We start from the raw sequence: 25,179 nt of genomic DNA, 5'->3' as shown, positions 1-25,179 counted from the left end.
CGTCAGGCCTGAGTGTCAGGCCGGGAGAGCAAACGTAAACGTGGTGCCTGCCCCCACCTCGCTGCTCAGCGAGACGTTGCCGCCGTGGGCCTCCACGATGGCCTTGCTGATGGAGAGCCCCAGCCCCACACCGGGGATTGCGGAGTTGCGGACTGCTTCCGCACGGAAGAACTTGGCGAAGACCTCTTCCTGGTCCTGTTCGCTCATCCCCATCCCGGTATCGCTGACGCTGCACACCACGCGCCCGTCCTCGGAGCGCAGCGAGACAATGACTTCGCCCCCGTCCGGCGAGTACTTGATGGCGTTGGAGACCAGGTTGTCCAATACCTGTGAGATCCGGGCGGAGTCGACGTGCGCCTCCAGCCGCTTGGGGGCGTCGGCCAGCAGTTGGATGCCGGAGTCCGTGGCCCGCGGCAGGGCGGCGGTGACGCTCGCCCGTACAAGGTCGGCCACGTCCACGGCCTGAGGGCGGACGATCAGTTGCCCGTTTCTGCTGGAAAGGAGGTCCGAAACCAGTGTGAGGAGCCGTTCGGAGTTCCGACGGATGATCTCCAGGGGGCCGCGCTGGAAGTCCGGCAGAGCGCCGTCGTCGTCATCCAGCATCAGTTCCACGTACCCCAGGATCGACGTCAGCGGCGTGCGGAACTCGTGCGAGACGTTGGCGACGAAGTCGTCTTTGGCCGCCAGAGCGTTGACCAGTTCGGTGACGTCGCTGAACACGATGACGGAACCGGCGAAGTTCCCCTCCTGGTCCTTCATCGGACGCGCGCTGGTCGTGATCGCCCGCTGCTCGCTGCCTGCTCCGAGCCAGACCAGATAGTCGGTGAATTCCTCGCCGAGCACGGCCCGCCGGACGGGCCGCTGCTCCACCGGAACCGGAGTGGTCCGGTCAGGGCCAAACACCAGTAGCTGTGATTCGTTGGGATCGTCGTTGCTGGGGGGAGCGGCCAGCAGATGATGGGCGCGCTGCTTCCGGTTCATCAGGATGTCGTGCCCGTCGGCGTCCACGGCCAGCACGCCCAGATGCACCGTATCCAGCACGGTGTTGAGCAGCCGTTCCTGGCGCTTGCTGCCATCCAGCACGCCGCGCAACTGGCTATCCTTTGCCTCCAGATCGCGTTGCTGCCGGATCATGCTGAGAGTCAATACGGTCACGGAAACGCCAATCCCCAGCATCATGACCGGGAGCAGGAGCGAGCGGGCCAGATCCTGCCCGGACAGATCACCCCTGATGACCAGCGGCAGCCAGATGATCGCCAGCGGGCCGAAGAAGGAAATGGCCACCGCCGTCTTGGGAAACACACCGGAGGCGCACAACCAGATCACTGGGAAGACGGCCATCAGGCTGATTCCCGTCAGGCTGTCCTGGCCACCCTCCCTGCCAAGGGCAATCGAGACCAGGTCCAACAACGGAAGGACCAGGAAGCTCGGATACGGCAATCGGTCCCACGGAACGGCGTAGCAGAGAATCAGGATGGCGCCTTGGGACAACAGGAAACTGATGAAAAGCGGGTTCATGAGTGTTTCCGGGAAGAACGCCAGAATGAGGAAGGCCGTGAGCCCCGCCGTGACAGAAAGAGGCATCTGGCTCAAGGTCACCCGGCCCCGCAGGGAGTATTCATGGAAGGGTCGCTTGAAGAGCAGCATCCTGCCGGACGAATCCTTCCAGGTTGGGCTGCTCATGAGCGTTGGACCATCGGGACGTGGCAAGAGAGACGCATACATGCAGGATATCGGGGGAGCTATACTTCAGACGGGATGTAGCGGGCTGAGGGGGCTGCGATGGGTGATACACGCGTGGGGTTGGTCATTGAAGATGATCACGACATTCGCGAACTGGTGCGGGTCGTACTGACGCAGGCAGGCTTCGAGGTGACGGCCGCGAGCAGCGGAGCCGAAGGCGTTCTCGCCGCAAAGGAGCTGGATCCGGCGGTCATCACCCTGGACCTAGGCCTGCCCGACATCGACGGATTCGAAGTGGCCCGGCAGATCCGTCAGTTTTCCGACGCCTACATCGTGATGCTCACTGCCCGGGCGGAGGAGCTGGACACCCTGATCGGTTTGGAATCGGGTGCCGACGACTACCTCACCAAGCCTTTCCGGCCCAGAGAGCTGCGCGCCCGCGTCGCCGCCATGATGCGCCGCCCGCGTTCGACGTCGGAAGTCACCGACGATCTCAACGCGCCTTTAGGTGGGGCCGGCGACGACGCCAACAGCTACCGCCACAACGGGCTGAACATGAGCTATGACTCGCGGACCGTGGACGTGGATGGCCAGGAACTAAGCCTGACCCGGACTGAATTCGATCTGCTGCATGCCCTGCTCGAGGCTGGCCGCATGGTCCGCACCAAAGCGGATCTGGTGCGCCGCCTGCGGGACGAACCCTACGACGTCGGAAGTTACATCAGCGAGGCTGATGAGCGGTCCGTAGAAGTGCACATGGGAAACCTCCGCAAGAAACTCGGCGACTCCGCCCAGGACCCGCGGTGGCTCCAGACGGTCCGCGGCGTGGGCTACAGACTGGCTCCCGAACGAAGCTGAGGCGGCGCTCTGCAGGCATCATGAATGGCCGGCCAGGAACTGCTCCAGCTGCTCCTCCAGGGCCGGCCGGTCTTTCAGTTCGCACTCCCATACTGTGAGCACCTCCCAACCCGCGCTTTCGAGCAGCCGGCGCTGATCGGCGTCGCGGTTCCTCGTCTTGGTTCTTTTGGTCTCCCAAAAGTCGGCATTGGCCTTGGGCGCATGCTGGCCAACCCTGCAGTCGTGGAAGTGCCAGAAGCATCCGTTGATGAAGATGACTTTCCGTCGGGCAGCGAAGACCAGGTCGGGATTTCCCGGGAGCTTGGTGCTGCCGGAGGCCCCGTGCAGGCGGTACCGGTAGCCCTTGGCGTGCAGGAGGCTGCGCACCAGCAACTCAGGTTTGGTGTTCTTGCCCCTGATCCGGGACATGTTCCAGCTGCGCTGCTCAGGAGTCAGCCGGTCCGCCATGATTCAAGTCTAGGCTTGCTGCCGCTTGCTAAATTTCCCGCTCCGGCTGTTCGCCGAACTGAAAATGCCGCCCGCTCACGGAGCCAGGATCGATCTCGACGTAGAAGTCCTTGAGCGTAGGGACCCAGGACGCCAGTCCCAGAGCCTCCGCTTCGGCAATTTCGGCGGACTTGTTCAGTACGCGCGCGGTGCCTCGGAGGACCACAGACCAGGCCTGGTCTGACAGGATGCCATCCGTTTCGAAGAGGACCCGGTCATTGATGGTCAGCTCGGCCAGCTTGTTTCCGGGGGCTGTGCGGAAGTAGAGCTTCCTGCGGCTGGTTACATAGTTGACGGGAAAGATATCCGGCTCGCCGGCCACGGTGACGACCAGCCGGCCGTGACTCGTACCCTCCAGGAGTTGCCAGCACTGCTCGTCGTCGAGGTTAAGGATGGGGTCGCCGTCGGCGTGGGTAAACATCATGGCTCCATTCTTCTACGCCATGTAGAAAAGCGATAGGGGTGTGGGGCAATTTTCCCAGTTGTCCGCGTGGATCCGCCATAGTCCTACCAATGTCCGGCCGCGGTGATTGCGTGGCGAGAGGTTTCTGGCCCTGTTCGGAGGCTTCACTGAACCTTGCCAATCCTTAACATCGTCGAAATAGACCCGTGACCGAACCGTCGCTCGTCGTGACTAGCGTCAACAAAGACGAACCGCAGACGAAAGCGATAACTGATGACAAATGACCTGAGGGACACAGAACTGCTCGATCCCGCGGCGGCTGGCACCGCCGTCGGGCACGGCCTCAGCGGGACCACGACGGCGGGCAACGCTGACGCGATGAGCGCCACCAAGGAGAGTTTGGAGGACTACACCCTGAGGTTCGCGCCCCGTTCCTACCGCAAGTGGAGCGCGGGAGTGGTGGCGACGAGCGCCCTCGGCGGAATTGCGTACCTGGCTGACTTTTCCATTGGGGCGAACATCGGGATTGCCTACGGCACGGTAAACGCAATCTTCGGAATTATCGTGGCGGCAGTAATCATATTCGCCACAGGATTTCCGCTGGCTTATTACGCGGCGCGGTACAACATCGACCTGGACCTCATTACGCGCGGCTCAGGATTTGGATATTACGGCTCCGTGGTCACCAACGTGATCTTTGCGACGTTCACATTCATCTTCTTCGCTCTCGAGGGATCCATTATGGCCCAGGGCCTGGAATTGGGGCTGGGTATTCCGCAGTGGCTCGGCTATCCGGCGTCCACCCTCATCATCATTCCGCTGGTCATCTATGGCATGAATACCTTGGCCAAGCTTCAGGTGTGGACCACCCCTCTATGGCTGCTGCTCATGGTGGTCCCGGTGGGGTATCTGCTCATTTCCCACCCGGGAAGCGTGGAGGAATTCATTGCGTTCAGCGGCGAATCCGGGGGAGCGGGCACCAACCTGGCGTCAGTCATGCTGGCGGCCGGTGTCTGTTTGTCGCTGATGGCCCAGATCGCCGAGCAGATCGATTACCTGCGTTTCATGCCGCCAAAGACAGCTGAAAACAATGGCGCCTGGTGGCGCGCGGTGATCCTGGCCGGGCCGGGCTGGGTCATGTTCGGAGCCATCAAGCAGATTGTTGGCATGTTTATCGCCATCTACCTGATCGCCAAGCTCGATCCGGCCGCCTCCGCCACCGCGAACGAGCCGGTCCACCAGTTCCTCGGCGTCTACCAGGAGATGATGCCCGGGTGGCTGGCCATGACTCTTGCTGTGGTGCTGGTGGTCATTTCCCAGATCAAGATCAACGTTACCAACGCGTATTCCGGGTCGCTGGCTTGGACCAATAGTTTTACCCGTGTCACCAAGACGTACCCCGGCCGCATGGTCTTTGTGGCGGTGAACCTGCTCATCGCCCTGGTCCTGATGGAGGCGAACATGTTCGACTTCCTCAACACGATCCTCGGCTTCTACGCCAACTGCGCCATGGCCTGGGTGGTCACGGTCGCATCGGACATTGCCGTCAACAAGTACCTGCTAAAGATCTCGCCCAAGCTTCCGGAGTTCCGCCGCGGGATGCTTTACGCCGTAAACCCGGTGGGCTTCGTGTCCATGATGGTCTCGGCCGGTGTTTCGATTGCAGTGTTTTTCGGAGCATTTGGCGCCGCCATCCAGCCGTACTCGCCGATCTTCGCCGTGGGCTTGGCGCTGGTGCTGCCGCCCGTCATCGCCGTGCTGACCAAGGGGAGGTACTACCTTCGCCGGCGTGACGATGGAATCGACCTGCCAATGTTCGATGCCGATGGGAACCCCAGCGATGCCAGGCTCCTCTGCCACGTGACCGGCCTGGAGTTTGAGCGGCCTGACATGGTCCGCTCTGCCCTGGACGGGCCCGACGGCGAACCCCAGTATGTTTCTTCGCTCGCCTTGTCGACTGACAAGACAGGGGAGCTGGTGCTGCCGGCACAGCAGTAGCGGGACTTGAGGGCTCGACTGAGGGAAAACGGGCGGAGCGCCAGCGTGCGCCCCGCCCGTTTTCATGTGCTTTCCGGGTTCATGACTTTTTGCCGAGGGTTGCGGGTGGTAAAACCAGAGGGATCGCAGGCTGTGGATAACTTTGAGCCTGAAAGTGTAGCCTCGGCTACCCTTTAACTATTGTTCGGACACAGTCGTCTTGAAACCTATCCGGGGGGATTAGCTGCGCATGACTTCTCGTACATCCATTTCGGGGCGCCTGCGCCTGTCCGCTATTTCCTTACTAGCCGTCTCGGCCCTGGCTCTCAGCGGCTGCAGCAACGCCGATAGTCCGAAGAGCGGCGACCCGAGCGCCGGGCCCGCTTCTTCGGCCCCTCAGTCTGCGTCAGTCACCCCGAGTGCCTCGCCAACGCCGAAGCCCACTCCCGTCTATAAGCCAGCCGACGCAAAAGGCCGGGCGCAGAACGTGCCGGTGCCAGTCAAACCCCCGTTGGCGGACAAGAACTCCAAGGAAGGGCTGGAGGCGTTTGCGAAGTACTGGTTTTCATTGTTGAACTACGGATACGAAACCGGCGAGCTGAGCGCGTGGGCCAAGCTATCTGCACCTTCGTGCGCTTTCTGCAACAACGTGCAAACCAGCGTCGCAGTCGGCTACAAAGATGGTCGCTGGCAGGTCGGAGGTCGGCTCTCCACGCCTTCAGTCGAGGCGCGTTTCAAGGCTGGCGCCCCCACTCAGCAAGTTGTCGCGCAGGTCATTCAGGAAGTAACTAAGTATTACCAAGCTGACAAGTCGGTAGGACGGACCCCTGAGCCAGCGACAAATACCGCCGTAGTGGTATTGGCCACTCACACGCAGGGCAAATGGAGCGTTTCCGACATGCACCTGATCAGGTAGTTCACAAAAATGCTTCCCAGGATTGTCGGAGTCACGATTCTTTCTCTATTCCTGACTCTCGGGCTGAATCTTTCTTTCGCCGCTGCTGAAAGCCCGGACTATGGTGGCTCGGCTGGCTTCGGCGGTTCGGGCGTCAACGCTGACGTGTGGGTACTCGACAAGGACACGGGCGAGATAGTGCCGGCGCCTCCGGGATTCGTCAGTGAGGATCCAAATCAGTACAACGCGTTCCCCCAGTGCCAGGTGGACGACGGCAATTTGGCCATCAAGTGCCTGGCCGGACAACGTCCTTGCCCTCCACGAGCCGACGGAAAGCCGGGCGTACCTGTGATCTGGAAAGTGGCTCCAAGGTCAATCGCGAATCCGACGTGGACGCAGTGGGCGGGCAACGGAGGGGGCCCAACCTGCCTCTACGACAAGAACCCGGAAGACCTGCTTCCCCGAATTGCGGCGCTCATTCAGCGAGAATTCGACAAGCTGCCTGTGACACCTGGAAAATCGACGGCCCAGCCCAGCCCGCACACTCTTCGAGGGGCCGAGACCAACTTTTATGCGCGTGCCGACGAGCAGCAGTTCGACATAACGATATTGGCGCAGAAGATTCATATTGGCGCCAAGCCTGTCCAATACCGCTGGGACTACGGAGACGGGACCTCACTTGGCCCAATGACCACAATGGGCGGACCATTGCCGCAGGACCGCTGGGGTGAGAAGACCCGCACGAGTCACGCCTATGCGGAAACGGGCGACTTCAGTGTCGTGCTGACTACTTACTTCCAGGGCACGTACTCCGTGAATGGTGGTCCGGCGCTCCCCATTCCCAACCAAGGCCAGTTCAGTGCAGCCCCGCAAACAGTGAGCGTCTGGCGTTCAGTGACGCGCAACTATGCCGACGATTGCATCACCAACCCCAGCGGCCAGGGCTGTCCGGGCGCTGCCGCCGGCAACAAGTAGGGCTTGGGAAGAAAGAGGCTCCGGCGACGACGGCGGCACCCCCGCGGCCGGGCCGCCTTTCGGTGTGTCCGGCGTGCCTCAGGTGACCGACTCCTGTGATGCTGCCCTCATGAGGAATACTTGCACACGCTTGGCAGTTGCATCGGGTGAACCCAATGCATTGTGAAAGGAACCACGCATGCTGTTTTCCCCTCTGAGCCTCGGCGAACTTGAACTCTCCAACCGTCTCGTGATGGCGCCCCTCACCCGACTTCGCTCCGGCAAGGAAGGCGTACCCGGACCGCTCGTGGTGGAACATTACCGCCAGCGGGCTTCCCTTGGCCTGATCATCAGCGAAGGCACGTACCCCAGCCCGGCAGGACGCTCCTACCCGGGGCAGCCAGGGATCGTCACTCCTGAGCAAATCGCCGGATGGAAAAAGGTCACGAACGCCGTCCACGCTGAGGGCGGCCGGATGTTCGCCCAGATCATGCACGGCGGCCGTGTCTCCCACGAGGACATCACCGGCGGCCACCAGATTGTCGCTCCCAGCGCTGTTGCAATCGAGGGCGAGACCCGCACCTACACCGGCAAGCAGGCCTACCCCGTGCCGCACGAGCTTTCCACGGATGAGCTCCCGGTGGTGATGCAGGAAATCGTGACGGCGTCGCTCAACGCAATCGAAGCAGGGTTCGACGGCGTGGAGCTGCACTCTGCCAACGGTTACCTTCTGCATGAATTCCTCGCCCCGAACAGCAACGTGCGCACGGACAGCTACGGCGGCTCTCCTGAAAACCGGGCGCGATTCGTCATAGAGACGGTGAACGCCGTTGTCGAAGCGCTCGGAGCGAACCGCGTGGGAATCCGGATTTCGCCCCAGCACAACGTCCAGGGAATCGCTGAAACTGACGCTGATGACGTCCGCGCAACCTACGAAGTCCTGGTCGACACGATCGCACCGCTGAACCTCGCATACCTGAGCATCCTGCACGACGAACCCGCGGGGGAGCTGGTCCAGGACCTGCGCGCCCGCTTCAACGGCACCTTCCTGGTCAACACCGGCTTCGGCGTCGTCACCACCCGTGAGGAAGCAGTTTCCCTGGTCGCAGACGGCCATGCCGACGCCGTGGTGGTTGGCCGGCCGGCCATCGCCAACCCGGACCTCGCCCGCCGCTGGCGCGAAGGCCTGCCCGTGAACGAGCCCGACCAGAGCACGTTCTACGGCGAAGGTGCAGAGGGGTACACCGATTACCCGGTGTACCAGCCCGCCTAACAACCTGCTAGCAAACAGGAAAACCGCCCGGATACCCGGGCGGTTCTCCTGTTTTCATCGCTCTAAACCCGGCAAGCGAAGGGCCGCTCACGGTCGCAGATGCATCCCTATAGGATTTGAGCATGCAAAAAGCGTCCAACGGCCCCCGCGCCGGCAGCCGGTCCGACGATCAGACCGGCGACCGCCGAGGGGGACGGACCGTCAACCGTCAGGTTTTGGCCGACCATGTTTACGAGGAACTCCTGGCATCCCTCATGGACGGACGGCTGGAACCCGGCGCCGCCGTAAGCATCGACGGAACCGCGCGCGAACTCGACGTTTCCCCTACTCCTGTCCGTGAAGCCCTGGCACGGCTGGAGCACACGGGGATGGTCCGGAGAGTGGCGTTGAAAGGCTATCGCGTTGCCCCCGTCTTCACGCGGGAGGACTTCGCGGAGCTCATGGAGGCCCGGCTTGCGATCGAACCCGTCAATGCCCGTCTAGCGTGCAGCCGCCTCACACCCGAAAGGCTCGCGGAGCTCGAAGAAGCCGTGGCCGACCTGAAATCCGCCCCGCGCGGCCCGTCGTTTGCTGACTACAAGGACTACCTGGAAGCCGACGAGCGCTTTCACCAGCTGATCGCGAAACAGACCGGGAACCAATTCATGGTTGCCGCCTATGCGGCCCTGGGCGGGCAGGTCCAGCGGTTTCGGCTTTTCGGCGGCGTCGGCATTACCGACGCGGAGAACGCCATCGCCGAGCACCAGTCAGTGCTGGACGCACTCTCAACCGGTGATCCCGAAAAGGCCGAAGCCGCCATGGCTGATCATGTGCAGAAAGTCCGCGCGCGGGCGATCGCCGACGCCCCGGCAGACTAATCCCGTGTAGCTCGCAGTGCTCGCAGTAGGTGTCGTTTCGGCCCTCAACACGACACACTGGGCGCTAGCCGGATGGGGGGTTCTGAAAGCATGGGGCTGCCCGGAAGTGGCCCTCTTCACAAGCCGCGGTACTCACTATAGGATCTTCGATTGTTCCCCGCGTAGGTAAATGTGATCTTGACAACCTTGCTCTGGATAGTAGATCCTATAGGAAACAGGATTCACGAAGGAGTGCACAACGTGGCATATACAGCTGAGAACTGGCCCATCACCGCAGCCCTGCTGCAGTTCCCCGGCACTGACGCCCAGGGAACCCACATCAATGACGCCGACGCCGCCGCCTGGGCCGAGGTTCTTACCGAAGTCAAGGAAGCAGGCTTCGCCAACGCCGACCTCACCGACAGCTGGGTCCGTCCCGGCGATCTCAGCAAGGAACGCCTCGCGGAGTTCAAGCAGACCGCTGAGAGTGTGGGGATCGGCATGCCCGTCATCTCCGCCATCCGCCGCAGCGTCATCGAGGAGGGCAACTGGGCAGCCAACCTTGAGTACAGCCACCGCACCATCGACGCCGCCGCCGAGCTCGGCTGCGAAGTGGTTTCCTTCGGCCTGCACCAGGCAATCACCCCGGAGCAGCAGAAGCAGCTGTGGTTCTGGACCGTTGAAGGCTATAAGGATCCGGTAGGGGACAAGGAAGCCTGGAGCAACGCCGTCACGCGGTTCCGCGAACTGGGCCGCCACGCGGCAGAGGTAGGCGTTCTCCTCTCGCTCGAGATGTACGAGGACACCTACCTCGGCACCGCGGACTCCTCCGTGCAGCTGGTGCAGGACATCGGCCTGACCAACGTCGGGCTCAACCCGGACATCGGAAACCTGATCCGCCTGCACCGTCCCATCGAGGACTGGCGCGAATTGGTGGCCAAGACCATGCCGTATTCGAACTACTGGCACATGAAGAACTACATCCGTGACGAGGATGTGGCCCGCGACAGCTACGTCGCCATGCCGGCTCCGATGGAAAGCGGCCTCATCAACTACCGCGAGGCGTTCAAAGTTGCCATTGCGGCTGGCTATCAGGGCATCATCTGCACCGAGCACTACGGCGGCGACGGCCTGTCCGTCACGGCCAGCAACCAGGACTACCTGCGCCGCCACGTCCTCCCCAAGAAGGACGGCTACGCGCTTGGCACCAGCCAGGTGGCGCAGGGCCGGCTGCAGCCGGCCGCCGTCGAACTCGCCACTTCCTAAAGTCCCCGGAGGCCCGGTTCCCACCGGGACCGAACTTCCGACGGCGGCCGTCGGGCCCCGCTCGGACGGCTGCCTTCCCGGGGCCCTCCGGTGGGCACCCTCCGCCGGATCGCATCAGAACTGATCAACCCAACTCGGATTCAATGAGGAACCATGACCCAGATCTTCGACAATCCCGCTGATTTCGCGGATGAGGCGCTGGACGGCTTTGTGGCTGCCAACCGCGGGTATGTTGCCCGCGTGGACGGCGGCGTCGTACGCTCAACCGAAGTGCCCACCGGCCAGGTGGCCCTCGTGATCGGCGGCGGCTCCGGCCACTACCCCGCCTTCGCCGGACTCGTGGGACCGGGCCTGGCAGCGGCTTCGGCCTGCGGCAACATGTTCGCCTCGCCCGCCGCCGGGCAGGTCTACCGCGTGGCCAAAGCCGCGAACGCCGGCGGGGGAGTGCTCCTCAGCTACGGCAACTACGCAGGCGACGTCCTGCACTTCGGCCAGGCCCAGCTGCGGCTCAACGCTGAGGGCATCGAAACCCGCACCGTGCTGGTGACTGACGACATCGCCAGCGCCCCCGTGGACCAGATCGAGAAGCGCCGCGGCATCGCCGGTGACCTCACGGTGTTCAAGGTGGCCGGCGCGGCTGCCGAAGCGGGCTTGAACCTGGACGAGGTGGAACGGCTGGCCATCAAGACCAACCACCGGACGCGCTCTCTGGGCGTCGCCTTCGACGGCTGCACCCTGCCCGGTGCCAGCGAACCGCTCTTCCATGTGCCCGCCGGCCAGATGTCGCTGGGCCTGGGAATCCACGGCGAGCCTGGCATCTCTGAGCACCCCATGCCCACGGCCTCCGAACTGGCCCAACTGCTGGTCTCACGGCTCCTGGCGGACAAGCCCGACGACGCCGGCGACCGCGTGGTGGCCATCGTCAACGGCCTTGGCACCGTCAAGTACGACGAACTGTTCCTGCTGTTCGGCAAGATCGAGAAGCTTCTCAACGCCGCCGGCCTCACCGTAGTGGAGCCCGAGTGCGGCGAGCTGGTTACCAGCCTGGACATGTCCGGCCTGTCCCTGACCCTGCTCTGGCTGGACGATGAGATCGAGCAGTACTGGGCGGCTCCGGCCGACACCCCGGCATACCGTAAGGGCAACCTCGCACCGCGGGCCCGCCGCGAGCTGGCGGACGCGGAAGACACGATGGCTGAAGAATCGGAAAAAGCTACCGCCGCGTCCGCTGACCTCGGCCGGCTGGCAGCCGCCGTGCTCGCGCAGGTGCGGGACGTCGTCGTCGAACATGAAGAGGAACTTGGCAACCTGGACGCCATCGCCGGCGACGGCGACCACGGCATCGGCATGCGCCGCGGCGTCGACGCGGCTCTGGCTGCAGGTGAGCAGAACGCGACAGCCGGGGCGTCTGTTGAGCGGGTGCTCACCCAGGCCGGGGAAGCGTGGAGTGAACGCGCCGGCGGAACCTCGGGCGCGCTGTGGGGGTCGGCGGTGATCGCCGCCGGCCTTGCGCTGGGCAACCGCGACTCCTACCCGGCCGGGGACGCCGCTGCCGCGGTGACCGCCTTCACCGATGCGATCACGGAACTCGGCAAGGCCGAACTGGGGGACAAGACCATGGTGGATGCCCTCCTGCCGTTCCGGGACGCGTTCCGGGAAGCGTCCGACGGCGGCGCCTCCGTGGGCAGTGCCCTCGCCACCGCTGCTTCCGCGGCTACCGAAGCCGCCCGGCTGACGGCGGACCTCCGCCCGCTCAAGGGCCGTGCCCGCCCGCTGGCTGAAAAGAGCCTGGGCCATCCCGATCCCGGTGCCGTGTCCTTCGCACTGATCGCCGAACGGATCGCCACCTACATCCAATCTGAACTGGCCGGTTCCGAAGCGGCCACGTCCGACATGGCCGCCGCGGCCGGAAATGGGGCACAAAAATGACTAACACCGCAGGCTGGCGCATTGTCATCGGCAACGATGAGGCTGGCGTCGAATACAAGGAAGCACTGAAGGCGCTGCTCGAGGCCGACAGCCGCGTGGCATCCGTGCTGGACATCGGCGTGGGGCCGAACGACTCCACCGCGTACCCGCACGTCGCCGTCAACGCCGCTCGCAAAGTGGCCGACGGCGAAGCCGACCGCGCACTCCTCATCTGCGGAACAGGTCTGGGCGTGGCCATTGCGGCCAACAAGGTTCCCGGAATCCGGGCCGTCACCGCGCACGACAGCTACTCGGTGGAACGCTCGGTGCTGAGCAACAACGCGCAGGTCCTCACCATGGGCCAGCGTGTGATCGGACTTGAACTCGCCAAGAAGCTCGTTGGCGAGTGGCTCGAACACCGCTTCGATGAGAACTCATCCTCGGCGGCCAAGGTGGACGCCATCTGCTCTTACGAACCCGACTACACGAAGGCTGACTGACCATGACTGAAGTAACCAACAGCTCACGCAAGATCGCCGTCGTCGGCTCCGGGTACATGGGCGGCGGCATTGCCCAGGTCCTGGCGCTGGGCGGGGCGCGCGTTGCCCTGGCCGATGTGTCCGCCGAGGTGGCGCAGAAGAACTACGAACGCCTGCTCACGGAGTCCGACCAGTTTGTGGCCGACGGCCTGTTTCCGGAAGGTTCCACCGAAATCCTGAAGCAGAACCTCTGGGCTGCGAAGGACATCGAAGAGGCCGTGGCCGACGCCGACTTCATCGAGGAGGCCGTGCCCGAGGTCATCGAGATCAAGCACCAGACCCTCGCCCGGATCAGCGCCGCAGCCCGTCCGGACGCGATCATTGGCTCCAACACGTCCACGATTTCCATCGCGGACCTCTCCGAGCCGGTCGCCCACCCGGAGCGCTTCCTGGGCGTGCACTTCTCCAACCCGTCGCCGTTCATCCCGGGCGTGGAGATCATCCCCCACGCCGGAACGTCGGCCGAGACCGTGGGCGCTGTCCGCGACCTGGTGCACGCAGCCAACAAGCAGACCGCCGTGGTCAAGGACGTCACCGGCTTCGTGCTCAACCGTCTCCAGTACGCGCTGTTCCACGAAGCCGCGCAGCTCGTGGAACAGGGAATTGCGACGGCGGAAGACGTGGACACTTTGGTCCGCACCACCTTTGGCTTCCGCCTGCCGTTCTTCGGACCGTTCGCCATCGCCGACATGGCTGGCCTGGACGTCTACAACTTCTGCTACAAGTCCCTGCAGACCGATTTCCCGGAGCGCTTTGCCACACCGAAGATCCTCACGGACCTCGTGGAAGCAGGAAAGCTCGGCACCAAGACCGGGGCGGGCTTCCTCAACGTCCCGGCCGAGCGCACCCCCGAGCTGATCGCCTACCGCAACAAGGCGTACGTCGCCATGCAGAAGCTCATCGAAGACCTGGGCCCGGCCCCGATCAACTAGTTCCTCCGGTTTTTTATAGGACCGGGCCCCCAACTTGCGGGCCCGGTCCGGCTGAGCCGCGCCCTCTTACTTGAACTTCTTAGGAGCACACCCATGAGTACTTTTCCGTCAGCGCGCACTGCCATTGTCACCGGCGCGGTCTCGGAGCGCGGCATCGGCCGCGCCACTGCCAACTACCTGGCGGAGCAGGGCTGGAACATCGGCATCATCGACCTCGATGACGCCCTGTGCCAGTCCACCGCCAAGGAGATCGCCGGCAACTACGGTGTGAAGGCCCACGGCGTCGGTGCCAACGTAGCCAGCGAAGAGTCGGTCCGTGCGGCGATCGACTCGATCGAGGCCGARCTGCCGCAGATCGTGGCTCTCGCCAACGTGGCCGGGGTCAGCTCGCCCGTCCCGTACCTGGAACTCGACGCTGCCGAATGGGACCGCGTCCTGAACATCAACCTCAACGGAGTCCACTACGCCACGCGCCGCGTCGCCGAGTCCATGGCCAAGAACCGCATCGGGCGCATCGTGAACATCTCCTCCGTCTCCGCCCAGCGCGGCGGCGGCACGTTCTCCAAGACGCCCTACTCCGTGGCCAAGGCCGGCGTCATCGGCCTGACCCGCGCCACCGCCCGCGAACTGGGGGAGTACGACATCACCGTCAACGCCATCTCCCCGGGCCCCATCGACACCGACATCATGGGCGGCACGCTCAGCCAGGAACGCAAGGACGAACTCACCAAGGACCTCGTGGTCAACCGCGTCGGATCCACCCGCGACATCGCAGCAGCCATCGCCTTCCTCATCAGCGAGGACGCCGGATACATCTCCGGCCAGACGCTGAATGTGGATGGCGGACTCTACATGCACTAGGAAGGACCTCCATGGCCCAGAACAGCCGTTCCACCCGCACCAGCCAGTACACCCAGCGCGGCCAGTCCACCCGCCGGTCTGCAGCCGCCGTCGTGGCCGCCCCTACCGGGTTCGCATCGTGGACCAAAGAGCGCAAGATCTACCTCGCCGTGGGCGTCCTCGCCTGCCTCATCGGGGTAGCGCTCATCGCGTTCTCGCTCTAAGCACTTACAGCTATAAGGCACCACCCTCAAAGGCACCACCAGTTTTTGCCCGTCTGATTTGCTCACTGACTTACTCAACGAGGAGTTTGAATGACTGTCACACCAACAACATCCGCTACGAAGGAGCTGCTGGATTCGCCGGTCCTGAAATCGGCCATCTCCAAGGCGTCCTTCCGGCTCATGCCGATGCTGGTGATTCTCTACGTTGTGGCCTTCCTGGACCGCACCAACGTGGGCTTCGCCGAAGCAGCGCTGGGTGCGGACAAGGGCGTTACCGCCGGTGCGTACGCGCTCGGGGCCGGCATCTTCTTCATCGGCTACGCCCTGTTCGAGATTCCGTCCAACCTGCTGCTGACGAAATTCGGCGCCAAGGTCTGGCTGGCCCGCATCGCCATCACGTGGGGCATCGTCTCCGCCTGCTTCGCCTTCGTCCAGGGCGAGACGTCGTTCATCATCCTGCGGTTCCTGCTGGGTGTCACCGAAGCCGGGCTCTTCCCCGGCGTCATCATGTTCCTCGCGGCGTGGTTCCCCAACAAGGTCCGTGTCAAGATGTTCGCCATCTTCTACCTGGCCCAGCCGTTCTCCCAGATGATGGGCGCACCGCTCTCCGGCTGGCTGATCAACATCGGCGACCAGGTTCCCGGCGTCCAGGGCTGGCAGGTCATGTTCTTCGTCGAGGGCACGCTCGCCGTTTTGGCCGGTATTGCCGCCTACTTCTTCCTGATCAACAGCCCGCAGGACGCCAAGTTCCTCAACACCGGCGAAAAGAAGGCGCTTCTGGACGTCATGGCCCTTGAGGACAACGTCAAGGAAGAATCCGGACCACGCGGCGTGCTGGCTGCCATGCGCAACGGCCGCGTCTGGTACTTCACCGTCATTTACTTCTGCCTGCAGATCGCCGTGTACGGCGTGACGTTCTACCTGCCGCAGCAGGTGGCGCAGCTGACCGGCCAGAAGGTGGGCTTCGCCGTCGGAATGATGGCTGCCATCCCGTGGTTCTTCGGCATCTTCGCCTGCTACTTCATTGGCAAGGCGGCCAACACGGTGGTCCGCCGACGTGTCTGGGGCACCGGGCTTTTCATCTCCACCGGGCTCTGCATCTTCGGTTCGGCCTGGGCCGGAAGCAACCACCTTCCGGTGCTTGGCATCATGTTCATTTGCCTGGCGGTCTGCAGCTTCCTGTCGATCGGCCCCATCGCATGGTCTTACCCGACGGCGTTCCTCACCGGAACCGCCGCCGCGGCCGGCATCGGTCTGATCAACTCGCTGGGCAACCTCGGCGGCTTCGTGGCCCCGATCCTGCGCACGTCGGTCAACCAGATCACCGCCTCAGACACGGGAACCATGGGCGTCTACGCGCTGGGTGTGTTGCCGTTCCTCGCCGCGGTGATGATGTACGGTACGCGCAAGTTCCAGAGCAAGGCTGACGACCTGCTCGAGAAGTAACTGCTGGAGTAACCAGAGAAGCAACTCGGCAATCATCCAAGGAAAGCAGCAACCAGAATGACGCAGCCCAGCCCAGCCGGCCCCGCAGACCGAACCGGGTCTGACACCATCTTCGTAGGTGTCAGCACCAAGATGTACCTGGGGTACCGGGACAGCCTGCGCTGGCTGGGCGAGCTGCGCCAGGAAGTGGACGCCCGTCCGGCCCTCGCGGCCGGACGGGTGGTCCCGTTTGTGATCCCGTCCTTTCCCTTGCTCCCCGCGGCCGCCGACATCCTGGCCGGCTCGCCGGCCTTGCTCGGCGCACAGGACTGCGGCTGGGCGGACGGTCCGTGGACAGGCGAGGTCTCGCCGTCGCTCCTTGCCGAGCTCGGCGTAAGCCTCGTGGAGATCGGCCATGCCGAACGACGCCGGTATTTCGGTGAGGACAACGCCATGGTTGCGCTCAAAGTCAGGGCAGCGGACGACGCCGGCATCACGCCGCTGCTGTGCGTCGGCGAGGGGGCGGAGGGGCCTGCTTCGGGGACGAACGGAGGTCCCGGCGGCCTGGGATCCGTCTCCGACGACGAGCCCGGATCCGCCTCTGCCTCCGAATCCGCCGCCGCGTTCGTGTACCGGCAGATCCAGGCCGCGGCCGGCGGAGACTGGGATCTTGCCTCTCGCCTCGTCATCGCCTACGAACCCGTCTGGGCCATCGGCGCTGCCGAGCCTGCAGGCGCGGAGTACGTGACCGCCGTCGTGCGTTCGCTTCGCACTCTCCTTGCCGGCCACCGGCAGCAAAGCGGCAGGACGCTGAGCGACATTCCAATAATCTACGGCGGTTCCGCGAAGCCCGGGCTGCTGCCCACACTCGATGGAGTCTCCGGCCTCTTCCTCGGGCGGTTCGCCCACGACGCCGCGAACTTCGGCAAGGTGCTGGACGAGGCGCTGGCACTCTCGGAGGCGCTGGACTCGTCGGAGACTCCAGCGCCGAAGACACGCTGACCCGCGGCAGTCCCGGCAGTCCGGGCTAGGCAGCTGAGAACCGCACAAGGGGACGGCTTAGAGAAATGCCTCGCGGCCGGTCCCTTCGCTCAGCACCAGTTGGCCGTCCTCGATGGATACGAGGAGGCTCCGCGGCCGTCCGTGCAGCTTCTTCTCCGCGCTGAGGTTCCGGCTTGTCACTTCCACGCCCACCGTCGCGCCCTTCGCGGGGAGCTCCACGGAAACTTCCTCGGCCATGCCCAACAGCTCCCGGGTGGTGACGTCGCGGTCGTACCGGGCTTCCTTGCCGTTGACGGTGATGGCGACTTCGTCCGCATTGAAGCCGTCCTGAAGAATGATGAGCAATTCCTGCATGGTGCACCGCCTACCTGAAGGATTTCCGCTGCCTACAGTCACTACATCACTTAAGCCCAGCCGTGGGTAGAGCCGGTTGGTTGACCCGCATCCCGCCTGGCGCCGCCGCTACTTTCCCGCGGTTTCGCGTCCGAAGGGGATCATGTGAGGCAAAATGTTGTGGTGACCCAACTCCCGCAGCACCCATCCGTGCCCGCCCCTGCACCCTCTTCAAACCCGCCCACCCCAATGCGGGCACGAACTCCTGAAGCTAACGTCTCGCCCGAGGACCTGGCCGGCCGCATCGCCGCCCAGATCGCCTCCGAGCTGGGTGTGAAGGCCTGGCAGGTGAAGGCAACCGTGGACCTGCTCGACGGCGGTTCAACCGTCCCGTTCATCGCCCGGTACCGCAAGGAAGCCACCGGCACCCTTGACGATACCCAGCTCCGCGAGCTCGACGAGCGCCTGCGCTACCTCCGCGAATTGGAGGACCGCCGTCGTGCTGTCCTGGAGGCGATCGCCGCCCAGGGCAAGCTGAGCCCGGAACTTGAGGCCGCCGTCGTCGCCGCGGACACGAAGTCCAGGCTGGAGGACATCTACCTGCCCTTCAAATCCAAGCGCCGCACCAAGGCGCAGATCGCGCGGGAGGCCGGACTGGAGCCGCTGGCCGATGCGCTGCTGAAACGCCCCGAACTGGATCCGGAGCGGGAGGCCGTGAAATACCTGAACGCCGAGCACGCCGTTGACGACGCCTCAGCCGCGCTCGCAGGCGCCCGCGCCATCCTCGTGGAGCGGGTGGCGCAGGATCCCGATCTCGCCGAGACCCTGCGCGAGCGGTTGTGGACGCAGGGCCGGATGGTCTCGCGGGTCAAGAAGGGCAAGGAGACCGAAGGCCAGAAGTTTGCGGACTACTTCGAGTTCTCCCAGGCGCCCACCGGGATGCCGTCGCACCGCGTTCTCGCGCTGCTGCGCGGGGAGAAGGACGGCGTGCTGGAGCTCGACCTCACCGAGGCGGACCCGGCCGACGACGACGCGCTCGCCGCGGCGCGCGCCCGTTACGAGTCCGCCGTGGCCAGGTTCCTCGGGGTTGCGGACCGCGGCCGGCCCGCCGACGCCTGGCTCCTGCAGACGGCGCAGGTGGCGTGGCGCTCGCGCGTACTCGCCCGGCTGACGGCGGACCTGCGCGGGCGGATGTTTGCCGCCGCGGAGGACGAGGCCGTTCGCGTCTTCGCCGCGAACCTGCGCGACGTGCTGCTCGCGGCGCCGGCCGGCAACCGCGCCACCCTGGGTCTGGACCCGGGGCTGCGGACCGGCGTGAAGGTGGCCGTCGTGGACGGGACCGGCAAGGTGGTGGCCACCGACACGGTGTATCCGCACGCACCGGCACGCAAGTGGGACGAAGCCCTGGCCACGCTTGAACGGCTGGCGTGGAAGCACGCCGTCGAACTCGTGGCGATCGGCAACGGCACGGCGTCCCGCGAGACGGACAAGCTTGCTGCCGAACTCCTCAAGAGACTGTCCGCCACAGTGGCCGGGGCTTCCGGAGCGGGTTCGGGGCCGCGGCCCGGTTCGGGCGCTGCAACGGGTTCCGGCGCTGCGACGGGTTCGGGTCCCGCGACGGGTTCGGGCGCTGCGACCGGTGCAGTACCGAAGCCGCAGAAGCTGGTGGTGTCCGAGGCAGGGGCGTCGGTGTATTCGGCGTCAGCTCTCGCGGCGGCCGAACTGCCGGGCATGGACGTGTCCCTCCGCGGGGCGGTCTCGATTGCGCGCCGGCTGCAGGACCCGCTGGCTGAACTGGTGAAGATCGATCCTAAATCGATCGGCGTCGGGCAGTACCAGCACGACGTCACGGCCGCCAAACTGGACCGCAGCCTGGATGCCGTGGTGGAGGACTGCGTGAACGCGGTGGGCGTGGACGTGAATACCGCGTCGCCCGCGCTGTTGAGCCGGGTGGCGGGCGTCGGCCCGTTGCTGAGCGAGAACATCGTGGCCTACCGGAACGAGCATGGCCCGTTCGCTAAGCGCAGCGAGCTGAAGAAGGTTCCGCGGCTCGGGGCGAAGGCGTTCGAGCAGTGCGCCGGGTTCCTCCGGATCACCGGCGGAGCGGAGCCGCTGGATGCGTCCAGTGTTCACCCCGAGGCATACCCTGTGGCCCGGAAGATTATGGCGGCTGCCGGGGGTGCCGCATCCGGCAGGACTGGGGCACCAGCCAATGCTGGGCCAGCCGGGGCCGGTGCCCTGGGCCTCAGTGAGATCAATCCGCAGGAGTTCGTGGACGGCACATTCGGGCTGCCGACGGTCCGGGACATCATTGCCGAGCTGGACAAGCCGGGCCGCGATCCGCGTCCGGCGTTCAAGGCTGCCGCGTTCTCGGAGGGCATCGAGAAGATCTCGGACCTCAAGCCGGGCATGGTGCTCGAGGGAACGGTCACCAATGTTGCGGCATTCGGCGCGTTCGTGGACGTGGGAGTGCATCAGGACGGGCTGGTGCATGTTTCTGCTCTGGCCAACCGGTTCGTGTCCGACCCGCGGGAAGTGGTGAAATCGGGCCAGGTGGTGCGAGTGAAGGTGCTCGAAGCCGACCCGGAACGGAAGCGGATTTCGTTGACCTTGAGGCTCGACGACGAAGCGGCACCTTCCGGTGGTCGCGGTCCCGCAGGCCGAGGCACGGGTGGCTCGGACGATTCTGCTCGTCGGGATGCGATGGAGCGCGGCTCGAATCAGCGAGGTGCCCGGAGTGCCCAGGGCGGGCAGGGCAGGCAAGGCGGACAAGGCAACCAGAGCGAGGGTGGTGCGCGCGACGCAGCGCGGCGTGCCACGTCAGGCGAACGCAAAGGCACTTCCGGCACAGCCAAGACCGGCACAGCTAAGCCAGGCACAGCAAAGCCCGGCACGGCGAAGCCCGCCACAGCGAAGCCGGCGCCCGCTAATGCCGCGATGGCAGAAGCGCTCAGGAGGGCCGGGCTCGGAAAATAGTGCCAGAACCAGGAGTCTCGGCGCGGCGCCACCAGCCGGGAGACAACGCGTTGGGCGGCCAGGAAGGGGAGTCCGGGATTAGAGCCTGGTCCGTGTCGTGGGCGCGGTGTCCCCGGTAGCGCGGAAGCGGATGCCTACAGTAGCTGCATGAGTTTCACGAGGCCGGATCCGTTTACCACCCGTCCCACCCTCCAGGGCACCTTCGGGATGGCGGCGTCGACGCACTGGCTGGCCACGGCCACGGCACAGTCGGTGCTCGAACGGGGAGGCAACGCCTTCGATGCCGCCACGGCGGCAGCCTTTGTGCTGCACGTGGTGGAACCCCACCTCAACGGCCCCGGCGGTGATATGGCCGGTGTGTTCAGCACGGCCGAGAACCCGGGCAGGCCCGTGGTGTTGATGGGGCAGGGCCCGGCGCCGGCAGGAGCCACCGTGCAGCATTACGTGGGCGAAGGACTGGAACTCGTGCCGGGCTCCGGTGCGCTGGCCGCAGCGGTTCCTGGCGCCGTCGACGCGTGGCTCTTGCTCCTGCGGGACCATGGGACGTGGGAACTGGCGGAGGTGCTGGACTTCGCGATCGCGTACGCGCGTGACGGGCACCCTGTCCTGGCCCGGGTTGGCGCCACCATCTCCGCCGTGTCGGAGCTGTTCCGCCGCCACTGGCCAACGTCCGCTGACCTGTGGATGCCGGAGGGGCGGATCCCGGAAGAGGGCCAGCTGATCCGGAATCCCGCCCATGCCCGCACCTTGCAGAAGCTGGTTCAGGCCGGAGCAGGCATTGGCGAGGCCGTCGGTGAAGCCGATGCCCACACCCGCGAGGCGCGGATCGATGCTGCCCGGCGCGAATGGAGCGAGGGTTTCGTTGCCCGGATTATCGCCAAGGCTGTGCAGACACCGCACCGCCACTCATCGGGCACCGATCACAGCGGCGTCCTGACCATGGCCGACATGGCCGGATTCCGCGCGAGCTACGAAGAGGCCACCGCTCTTGAATTCCGCGGCCACACGATCGCCAAGACCGGGGCCTGGGGTCAGGGCCCGGCGCTGCTGCAGACCCTGGCAATCCTTGAGGGATTGGACGACGAGTACCTCGATCCGTGCACCGAACTCGGGGCCCACACAATTCTTGAGGCCCAGAAGCTGGCGCTCGCCGACCGGGAGGCGTACTACGGCGATGCCGACGTGCCGTTGGACTACCTGCTCTCTGCTGAATACGCTGCTCGGCGCCGGGAACTGATCACCGAGAACGCCTCCCACGAATTCCGGCCGGGCCAGGTTCCGGGCCGGGAGCCGTACATCCCGGCGCTGCGTACTGAGTACGCGCCGCCGTCGCAGGGCAATGACGACGGCGGTTCTCGCCCCAACCGCGGTGCTGCCGCCTTCGGTGCCGCTGCCGGAGCCGGCGAGCCGACGGTTACTCCAACTGGGGAAACGCGCGGCGATACATGCCACATCGACGTCGTGGACCGCTGGGGGAACATGGTCTCCGCCACTCCGTCAGGCGGCTGGCTGCAGTCTTCGCCGGCAATTCCAGAACTTGGCTTTTGCCTGGGGACGCGGCTGCAGATGACGTGGCTTGAACCCGGAACGCCGTCCACGCTGACTCCGGGCAAACGGCCGCGCACCACCCTTACGCCAACCCTGGTGCTGCGTGACGGCGTTGCGGTCACAGCGCTGGGTTCGCCAGGCGGAGACCAGCAGGACCAGTGGCAGCTCCTGTATCTGCTGAGGACTATAGTCGGCGGCTACTCGCCGCAGCAGGCGATCGACGCGCCGGCGTTCCATACGACGTCGATGCCCGGTTCATTCTGGCCCCGCACGTGGGTACCAGGCGGAGCCGTCGTCGAGGACCGGCTCGGCGGCGAGCTAATAGCGGGACTTGAGCGAAGGGGGCACCGGATCACCCGCGCCGGTGACTGGACACTGGGACGGCTGTCCGCCGTCGAACGCGATCCGGCGACCGGGGTCCTGCGGGCCGCCGCCAATCCGCGCGGTGCGCAGGGTTACGCGGCGGGGCGGTAAGGCCCCGGAGCGCGCGGCAGGTCAGCCTTTGAACCTTGACCATGCCGTTTGCCTGCACTCCGGACGCTGCTGCCGGGGAGGGTGTTCCCATAGACAAGTCTGGGAGCTACGGCTTCGCCCATGAAGCCGCGTGCAATCCTAGCTACGGCCTTGCTGATGGTCGTTGTCGTCGTTGCGATAATCGTTGCTTGGATTCTTTGGCGTCCCGGCGTGACTGCATTGATGCTCATCCAAGCGTCGTCAGTGATGGTCGCTTAGCTTTGTTTTCTGCTGGACTTCGACGGGATCAGCGGCCCTGGGATGGGTTCGTATCGTCAGTGGTAGCGGGGGAAGCCCGTCGGGCAGTTGGTCGGAGGGGCTGCGAGACTTCAATCCTCGCTGGTGTGGCGGGGTTTCCGGCCTGCGGGCTTTCTGCAAGGGTAGGAAGATGACTTACTTCCTGGAGTACACCGTTCCCGCTGGCCCGGATAACGCCGAATTTGAGTTCCCGCACGACGAAATACAGACCGGGACCACCATCCCGCTCCCGGAGACGGACGCTGAAATAGTGCACACTCCCGAACTCCCGGCGCGGACCGGAATCATCGGCGCAACCGTCCCGGAAGCCAAGTTGGAAGCCGAGCAGCTCATCAACCACAGCCGGGCCACCGAGGCATCACTCTTCGAGGATCCTTCCAACTCGCTTCAGGCGGGAATCGGTACGCTTGTTGCCACCTTCGTGGAAGGCCGTGGATGGCAGGACTCCTAATCCGCTTTGAAATCCTGTCCGCACAGGCTCGCCGCCGTCATGCCAAAGGCCTCGGAAGCCCGAACCTAGTGCCGACACCTGGGGAGAATAAGACAGACTCGGGTGTTCCCGAAACGGTTATGCCGGCGGCCGCAACGAGTTGGTCGTCCAGCACGGTGAGCTTGGCCCGGTGTAGCGGCCAGGGGGTATGGGTGTTGGGCACATAAATGGTGCGTCCGAGTAAGCGCGTGTGAAGCCCGAAACGCGCAGTCAGATGGATGGCCAGCGGATCGGCTGTTTGATTGCTCAGGTCAGGGGTGACTGCAAAGTCGGTCTCGGCACCGTGCCGGAATCTGCGGACTGAATATCCAATGGCGGGGTCTGGCCCTAGTCCCGGCTTGACGTGGGCGTGCGACCACACGTACGGAATCCCGACTGCTCGCGCAGCTAACAGCACGGCGAAGCGTGATGCATCCAAACTCAGGAAGACAACTCCCCGCCTTCCGCCTGGTTCGCACGAGTACAGCCGGACGTTGACCTCGGTGAAATCTCCGAAGTACGGCACCGCCGGGCCGCGTCCGAGGCTCGCGCCCTGCATCCGGAACGCGACAAGACCCACCCACGATGAACCGTCGAAGACATCCGGGAGCACCCCAGGGGGCATCTTCGCGGCGGCCGCTGCCTCGGGGAGCCGCCAGTGCTGCCCGCCTTCCCTTGTCGCCGCGGTGCGGCTCTGATGGACCCGACCCTGTTGCCGTCATGCGCCGAGCCTAACCGCGGCGGACAAGGTGAGGAAGGTGTCTGTCATTTGGCGACGAAGCGGAAACCACGGAGATGGACCACCGGGGTCATTCTCGAGGCCCGGCAGCAAAGACGCCGCAACGCCGGGGCTCCGGGGCGACCCGCGGTGGCCGATACCCGCGCCCTGGTGTTCAGTCGATCAGCGTCTGTCAGGCCAAACAGGTGCTTCGTGGGCTGACCGCATCGACGGGATGGCCACGCTGCAAGACAGTCCTTCCCCGGGATCCCACGCCGGACCAGCGCTGACGCAGGTCAACGCGTGACCATCCAACTGTGCGACTGTGCGCGGCGATCGCCTGCGCGCCCTGATATCGTCCGCCGGGATCGCTGCCCGTACGACCCGAGCCGGAGTGTCGTGTCCGGGGCCTGCCTGCGAGGTCATCGCGGGTGGGTGGTCGTTTTATGTTCGGTGGTGGTGGTTGCGTCGGGGTTTTTGGGTGGGGTCGATGTGGGGTGGGGGGATGAACCAGGGGATGCCGGTGGTGATGTGGATTTGCCATTGTTCTTTGTGGATGAGGTGGTGGTGGTGGGTGCAGAGGAGGACGCCGTTGTCGGTGTTGGTGGGTCCGCCGTGTGACCAGTAGGTGGTGTGGTGGGCTTCGCACCAGGGGGCGGGGATGGTGCAGGTGGGGAAGGCGCAGCCTTGGTCGCGGGCGGTGAGGGCTTTGCGGAGGTGGGGTGGGAAGATCCGGGTGGTGCGGCCGATGTCCAGGATGCGGCCTTGGCTGCCGAGGAGGATGGGGATGATGTCGGCGTCGCAGGCGATCTTGCGGACGGTGGCGGGGGTGACGGGGCCGGTGAAGGCGAACGTCCCGGTCC

22 protein-coding genes and 1 pseudogene are annotated in these 25,179 nt (G+C 64.9%); 17 read left to right on the top strand and 6 right to left on the bottom strand.

Annotated elements, in window-relative coordinates; genetic code table 11:
- Positions 1-15 precede the first annotated feature (15 nt).
- Positions 16-1,683, bottom strand: a complete 1,668-nt coding sequence (locus AC1D14_RS21050) for a sensor histidine kinase (protein ID WP_476969128.1) — start codon at positions 1,681-1,683, stop codon at positions 16-18.
- Between the two features lie 99 nt (positions 1,684-1,782).
- Between AC1D14_RS21050 and AC1D14_RS21045 the strand changes: the two genes are divergently transcribed.
- Positions 1,783-2,541 carry a response regulator transcription factor gene (locus AC1D14_RS21045; protein ID WP_230120651.1) on the top strand — a complete coding sequence of 253 codons (759 nt, stop codon included), beginning with the start codon at positions 1,783-1,785 and terminating at the stop codon, positions 2,539-2,541.
- 18 nt (positions 2,542-2,559) lie between these two features.
- Here the strand turns inward: AC1D14_RS21045 and AC1D14_RS21040 are convergent, their stop codons facing one another.
- Together AC1D14_RS21040 and AC1D14_RS21035 are read right to left on the bottom strand one after the other, a co-directional pair.
- Positions 2,560-2,988, bottom strand: coding sequence for a very short patch repair endonuclease (locus AC1D14_RS21040; protein WP_230120650.1), 429 nt, complete (start codon positions 2,986-2,988; stop codon positions 2,560-2,562).
- 28 nt (positions 2,989-3,016) lie between these two features.
- Complete coding sequence (locus tag AC1D14_RS21035) at positions 3,017-3,451, bottom strand: pyridoxamine 5'-phosphate oxidase family protein (RefSeq protein WP_230120648.1); 435 nt, start codon at positions 3,449-3,451, stop codon at positions 3,017-3,019.
- Positions 3,452-3,703: 252 nt separating this feature from the next.
- On the opposite strand from AC1D14_RS21035, the gene AC1D14_RS21030 reads away from it, so the two are divergent.
- From AC1D14_RS21030 to AC1D14_RS20970, 13 genes are all read left to right on the top strand, one after another.
- Positions 3,704-5,428, top strand: coding sequence for a purine-cytosine permease family protein (locus AC1D14_RS21030; protein WP_476969127.1), 1,725 nt, complete (start codon positions 3,704-3,706; stop codon positions 5,426-5,428).
- Positions 5,429-5,657: 229 nt separating this feature from the next.
- The gene (locus AC1D14_RS21025) at positions 5,658-6,323 is read left to right on the top strand and encodes a DUF6318 family protein (protein ID WP_476969126.1); all 666 of its coding nucleotides are present in this window, start codon (positions 5,658-5,660) and stop codon (positions 6,321-6,323) included.
- Positions 6,324-6,332: 9 nt separating this feature from the next.
- On the top strand, positions 6,333-7,277 hold the full coding sequence (locus AC1D14_RS21020; protein ID WP_476969125.1) for a hypothetical protein: 945 nt from the start codon (positions 6,333-6,335) through the stop codon (positions 7,275-7,277).
- A 178-nt stretch (positions 7,278-7,455) separates the two neighbouring features.
- A complete protein-coding gene (locus AC1D14_RS21015) occupies positions 7,456-8,529 on the top strand; it encodes an alkene reductase (protein ID WP_230120642.1) in 1,074 nt (357 codons plus the stop codon).
- 122 nt (positions 8,530-8,651) lie between these two features.
- Positions 8,652-9,386 carry a GntR family transcriptional regulator gene (locus AC1D14_RS21010; RefSeq protein ID WP_230120640.1) on the top strand — a complete coding sequence of 245 codons (735 nt, stop codon included), beginning with the start codon at positions 8,652-8,654 and terminating at the stop codon, positions 9,384-9,386.
- Positions 9,387-9,626: 240 nt separating this feature from the next.
- Positions 9,627-10,631, top strand: a complete 1,005-nt coding sequence (locus AC1D14_RS21005) for a sugar phosphate isomerase/epimerase family protein (RefSeq protein ID WP_476969124.1) — start codon at positions 9,627-9,629, stop codon at positions 10,629-10,631.
- A 153-nt stretch (positions 10,632-10,784) separates the two neighbouring features.
- On the top strand, positions 10,785-12,560 hold the full coding sequence (gene dhaL / locus AC1D14_RS21000; protein ID WP_230120636.1) for a dihydroxyacetone kinase subunit DhaL: 1,776 nt from the start codon (positions 10,785-10,787) through the stop codon (positions 12,558-12,560).
- Entirely contained in the window at positions 12,557-13,039 is a 483-nt protein-coding gene (locus tag AC1D14_RS20995; RefSeq protein ID WP_230120635.1) for a ribose-5-phosphate isomerase, read from the top strand. The genes dhaL and AC1D14_RS20995 overlap by 4 nt, the downstream gene beginning before the upstream one ends.
- 2 nt (positions 13,040-13,041) lie before the next feature.
- Complete coding sequence (locus AC1D14_RS20990; protein WP_230120633.1) at positions 13,042-14,010, top strand: 3-hydroxyacyl-CoA dehydrogenase family protein; 969 nt, start codon at positions 13,042-13,044, stop codon at positions 14,008-14,010.
- Between the two features lie 93 nt (positions 14,011-14,103).
- The gene (locus AC1D14_RS20985; RefSeq protein ID WP_230120631.1) at positions 14,104-14,871 is read left to right on the top strand and encodes an SDR family NAD(P)-dependent oxidoreductase; all 768 of its coding nucleotides are present in this window, start codon (positions 14,104-14,106) and stop codon (positions 14,869-14,871) included.
- A gap of 11 nt (positions 14,872-14,882) precedes the next feature.
- On the top strand, positions 14,883-15,074 hold the full coding sequence (locus AC1D14_RS20980) for a hypothetical protein (protein ID WP_230120629.1): 192 nt from the start codon (positions 14,883-14,885) through the stop codon (positions 15,072-15,074).
- Between the two features lie 90 nt (positions 15,075-15,164).
- The gene (locus AC1D14_RS20975) at positions 15,165-16,520 is read left to right on the top strand and encodes an MFS transporter (RefSeq protein WP_230120627.1); all 1,356 of its coding nucleotides are present in this window, start codon (positions 15,165-15,167) and stop codon (positions 16,518-16,520) included.
- Positions 16,521-16,577: 57 nt separating this feature from the next.
- On the top strand, positions 16,578-17,501 hold the full coding sequence (locus AC1D14_RS20970) for a triose-phosphate isomerase family protein (RefSeq protein ID WP_230120625.1): 924 nt from the start codon (positions 16,578-16,580) through the stop codon (positions 17,499-17,501).
- Between the two features lie 57 nt (positions 17,502-17,558).
- On the opposite strand, the gene AC1D14_RS20965 is transcribed toward AC1D14_RS20970, so the two are convergent.
- Complete coding sequence (locus AC1D14_RS20965; protein ID WP_230120623.1) at positions 17,559-17,855, bottom strand: hypothetical protein; 297 nt, start codon at positions 17,853-17,855, stop codon at positions 17,559-17,561.
- Between the two features lie 228 nt (positions 17,856-18,083).
- Here AC1D14_RS20965 and AC1D14_RS20960 point away from each other — a divergent pair, with 228 nt between their 5' ends.
- From AC1D14_RS20960 to AC1D14_RS20950, 3 genes are all read left to right on the top strand, one after another.
- Positions 18,084-20,810: a Tex family protein gene (locus tag AC1D14_RS20960; protein ID WP_476969131.1), complete on the top strand. Its 2,727-nt coding sequence runs from the start codon at positions 18,084-18,086 to the stop codon at positions 20,808-20,810.
- Positions 20,811-20,957: 147 nt separating this feature from the next.
- The gene (locus tag AC1D14_RS20955; RefSeq protein ID WP_230121471.1) at positions 20,958-22,832 is read left to right on the top strand and encodes a gamma-glutamyltransferase family protein; all 1,875 of its coding nucleotides are present in this window, start codon (positions 20,958-20,960) and stop codon (positions 22,830-22,832) included.
- Positions 22,833-23,259: 427 nt separating this feature from the next.
- Positions 23,260-23,580, top strand: a complete 321-nt coding sequence (locus AC1D14_RS20950; RefSeq protein ID WP_230121470.1) for a hypothetical protein — start codon at positions 23,260-23,262, stop codon at positions 23,578-23,580.
- Positions 23,581-23,617: 37 nt separating this feature from the next.
- On the opposite strand, the pseudogene AC1D14_RS20945 reads toward AC1D14_RS20950, so the two are convergent.
- Together AC1D14_RS20945 and AC1D14_RS20940 are read right to left on the bottom strand one after the other, a co-directional pair.
- A pseudogene (locus AC1D14_RS20945) lies at positions 23,618-24,247 on the bottom strand (YqjF family protein); the annotation flags it as partial.
- A 513-nt stretch (positions 24,248-24,760) separates the two neighbouring features.
- The coding region (locus tag AC1D14_RS20940) for an HNH endonuclease signature motif containing protein (protein ID WP_476969123.1) at positions 24,761-25,179 on the bottom strand (419 nt) is incomplete at its 5' end.

This window comes from Arthrobacter sp. P1_B11 (assembly GCF_056406715.1).
This window is presented reverse-complemented; position numbering and strand designations above follow the sequence as displayed.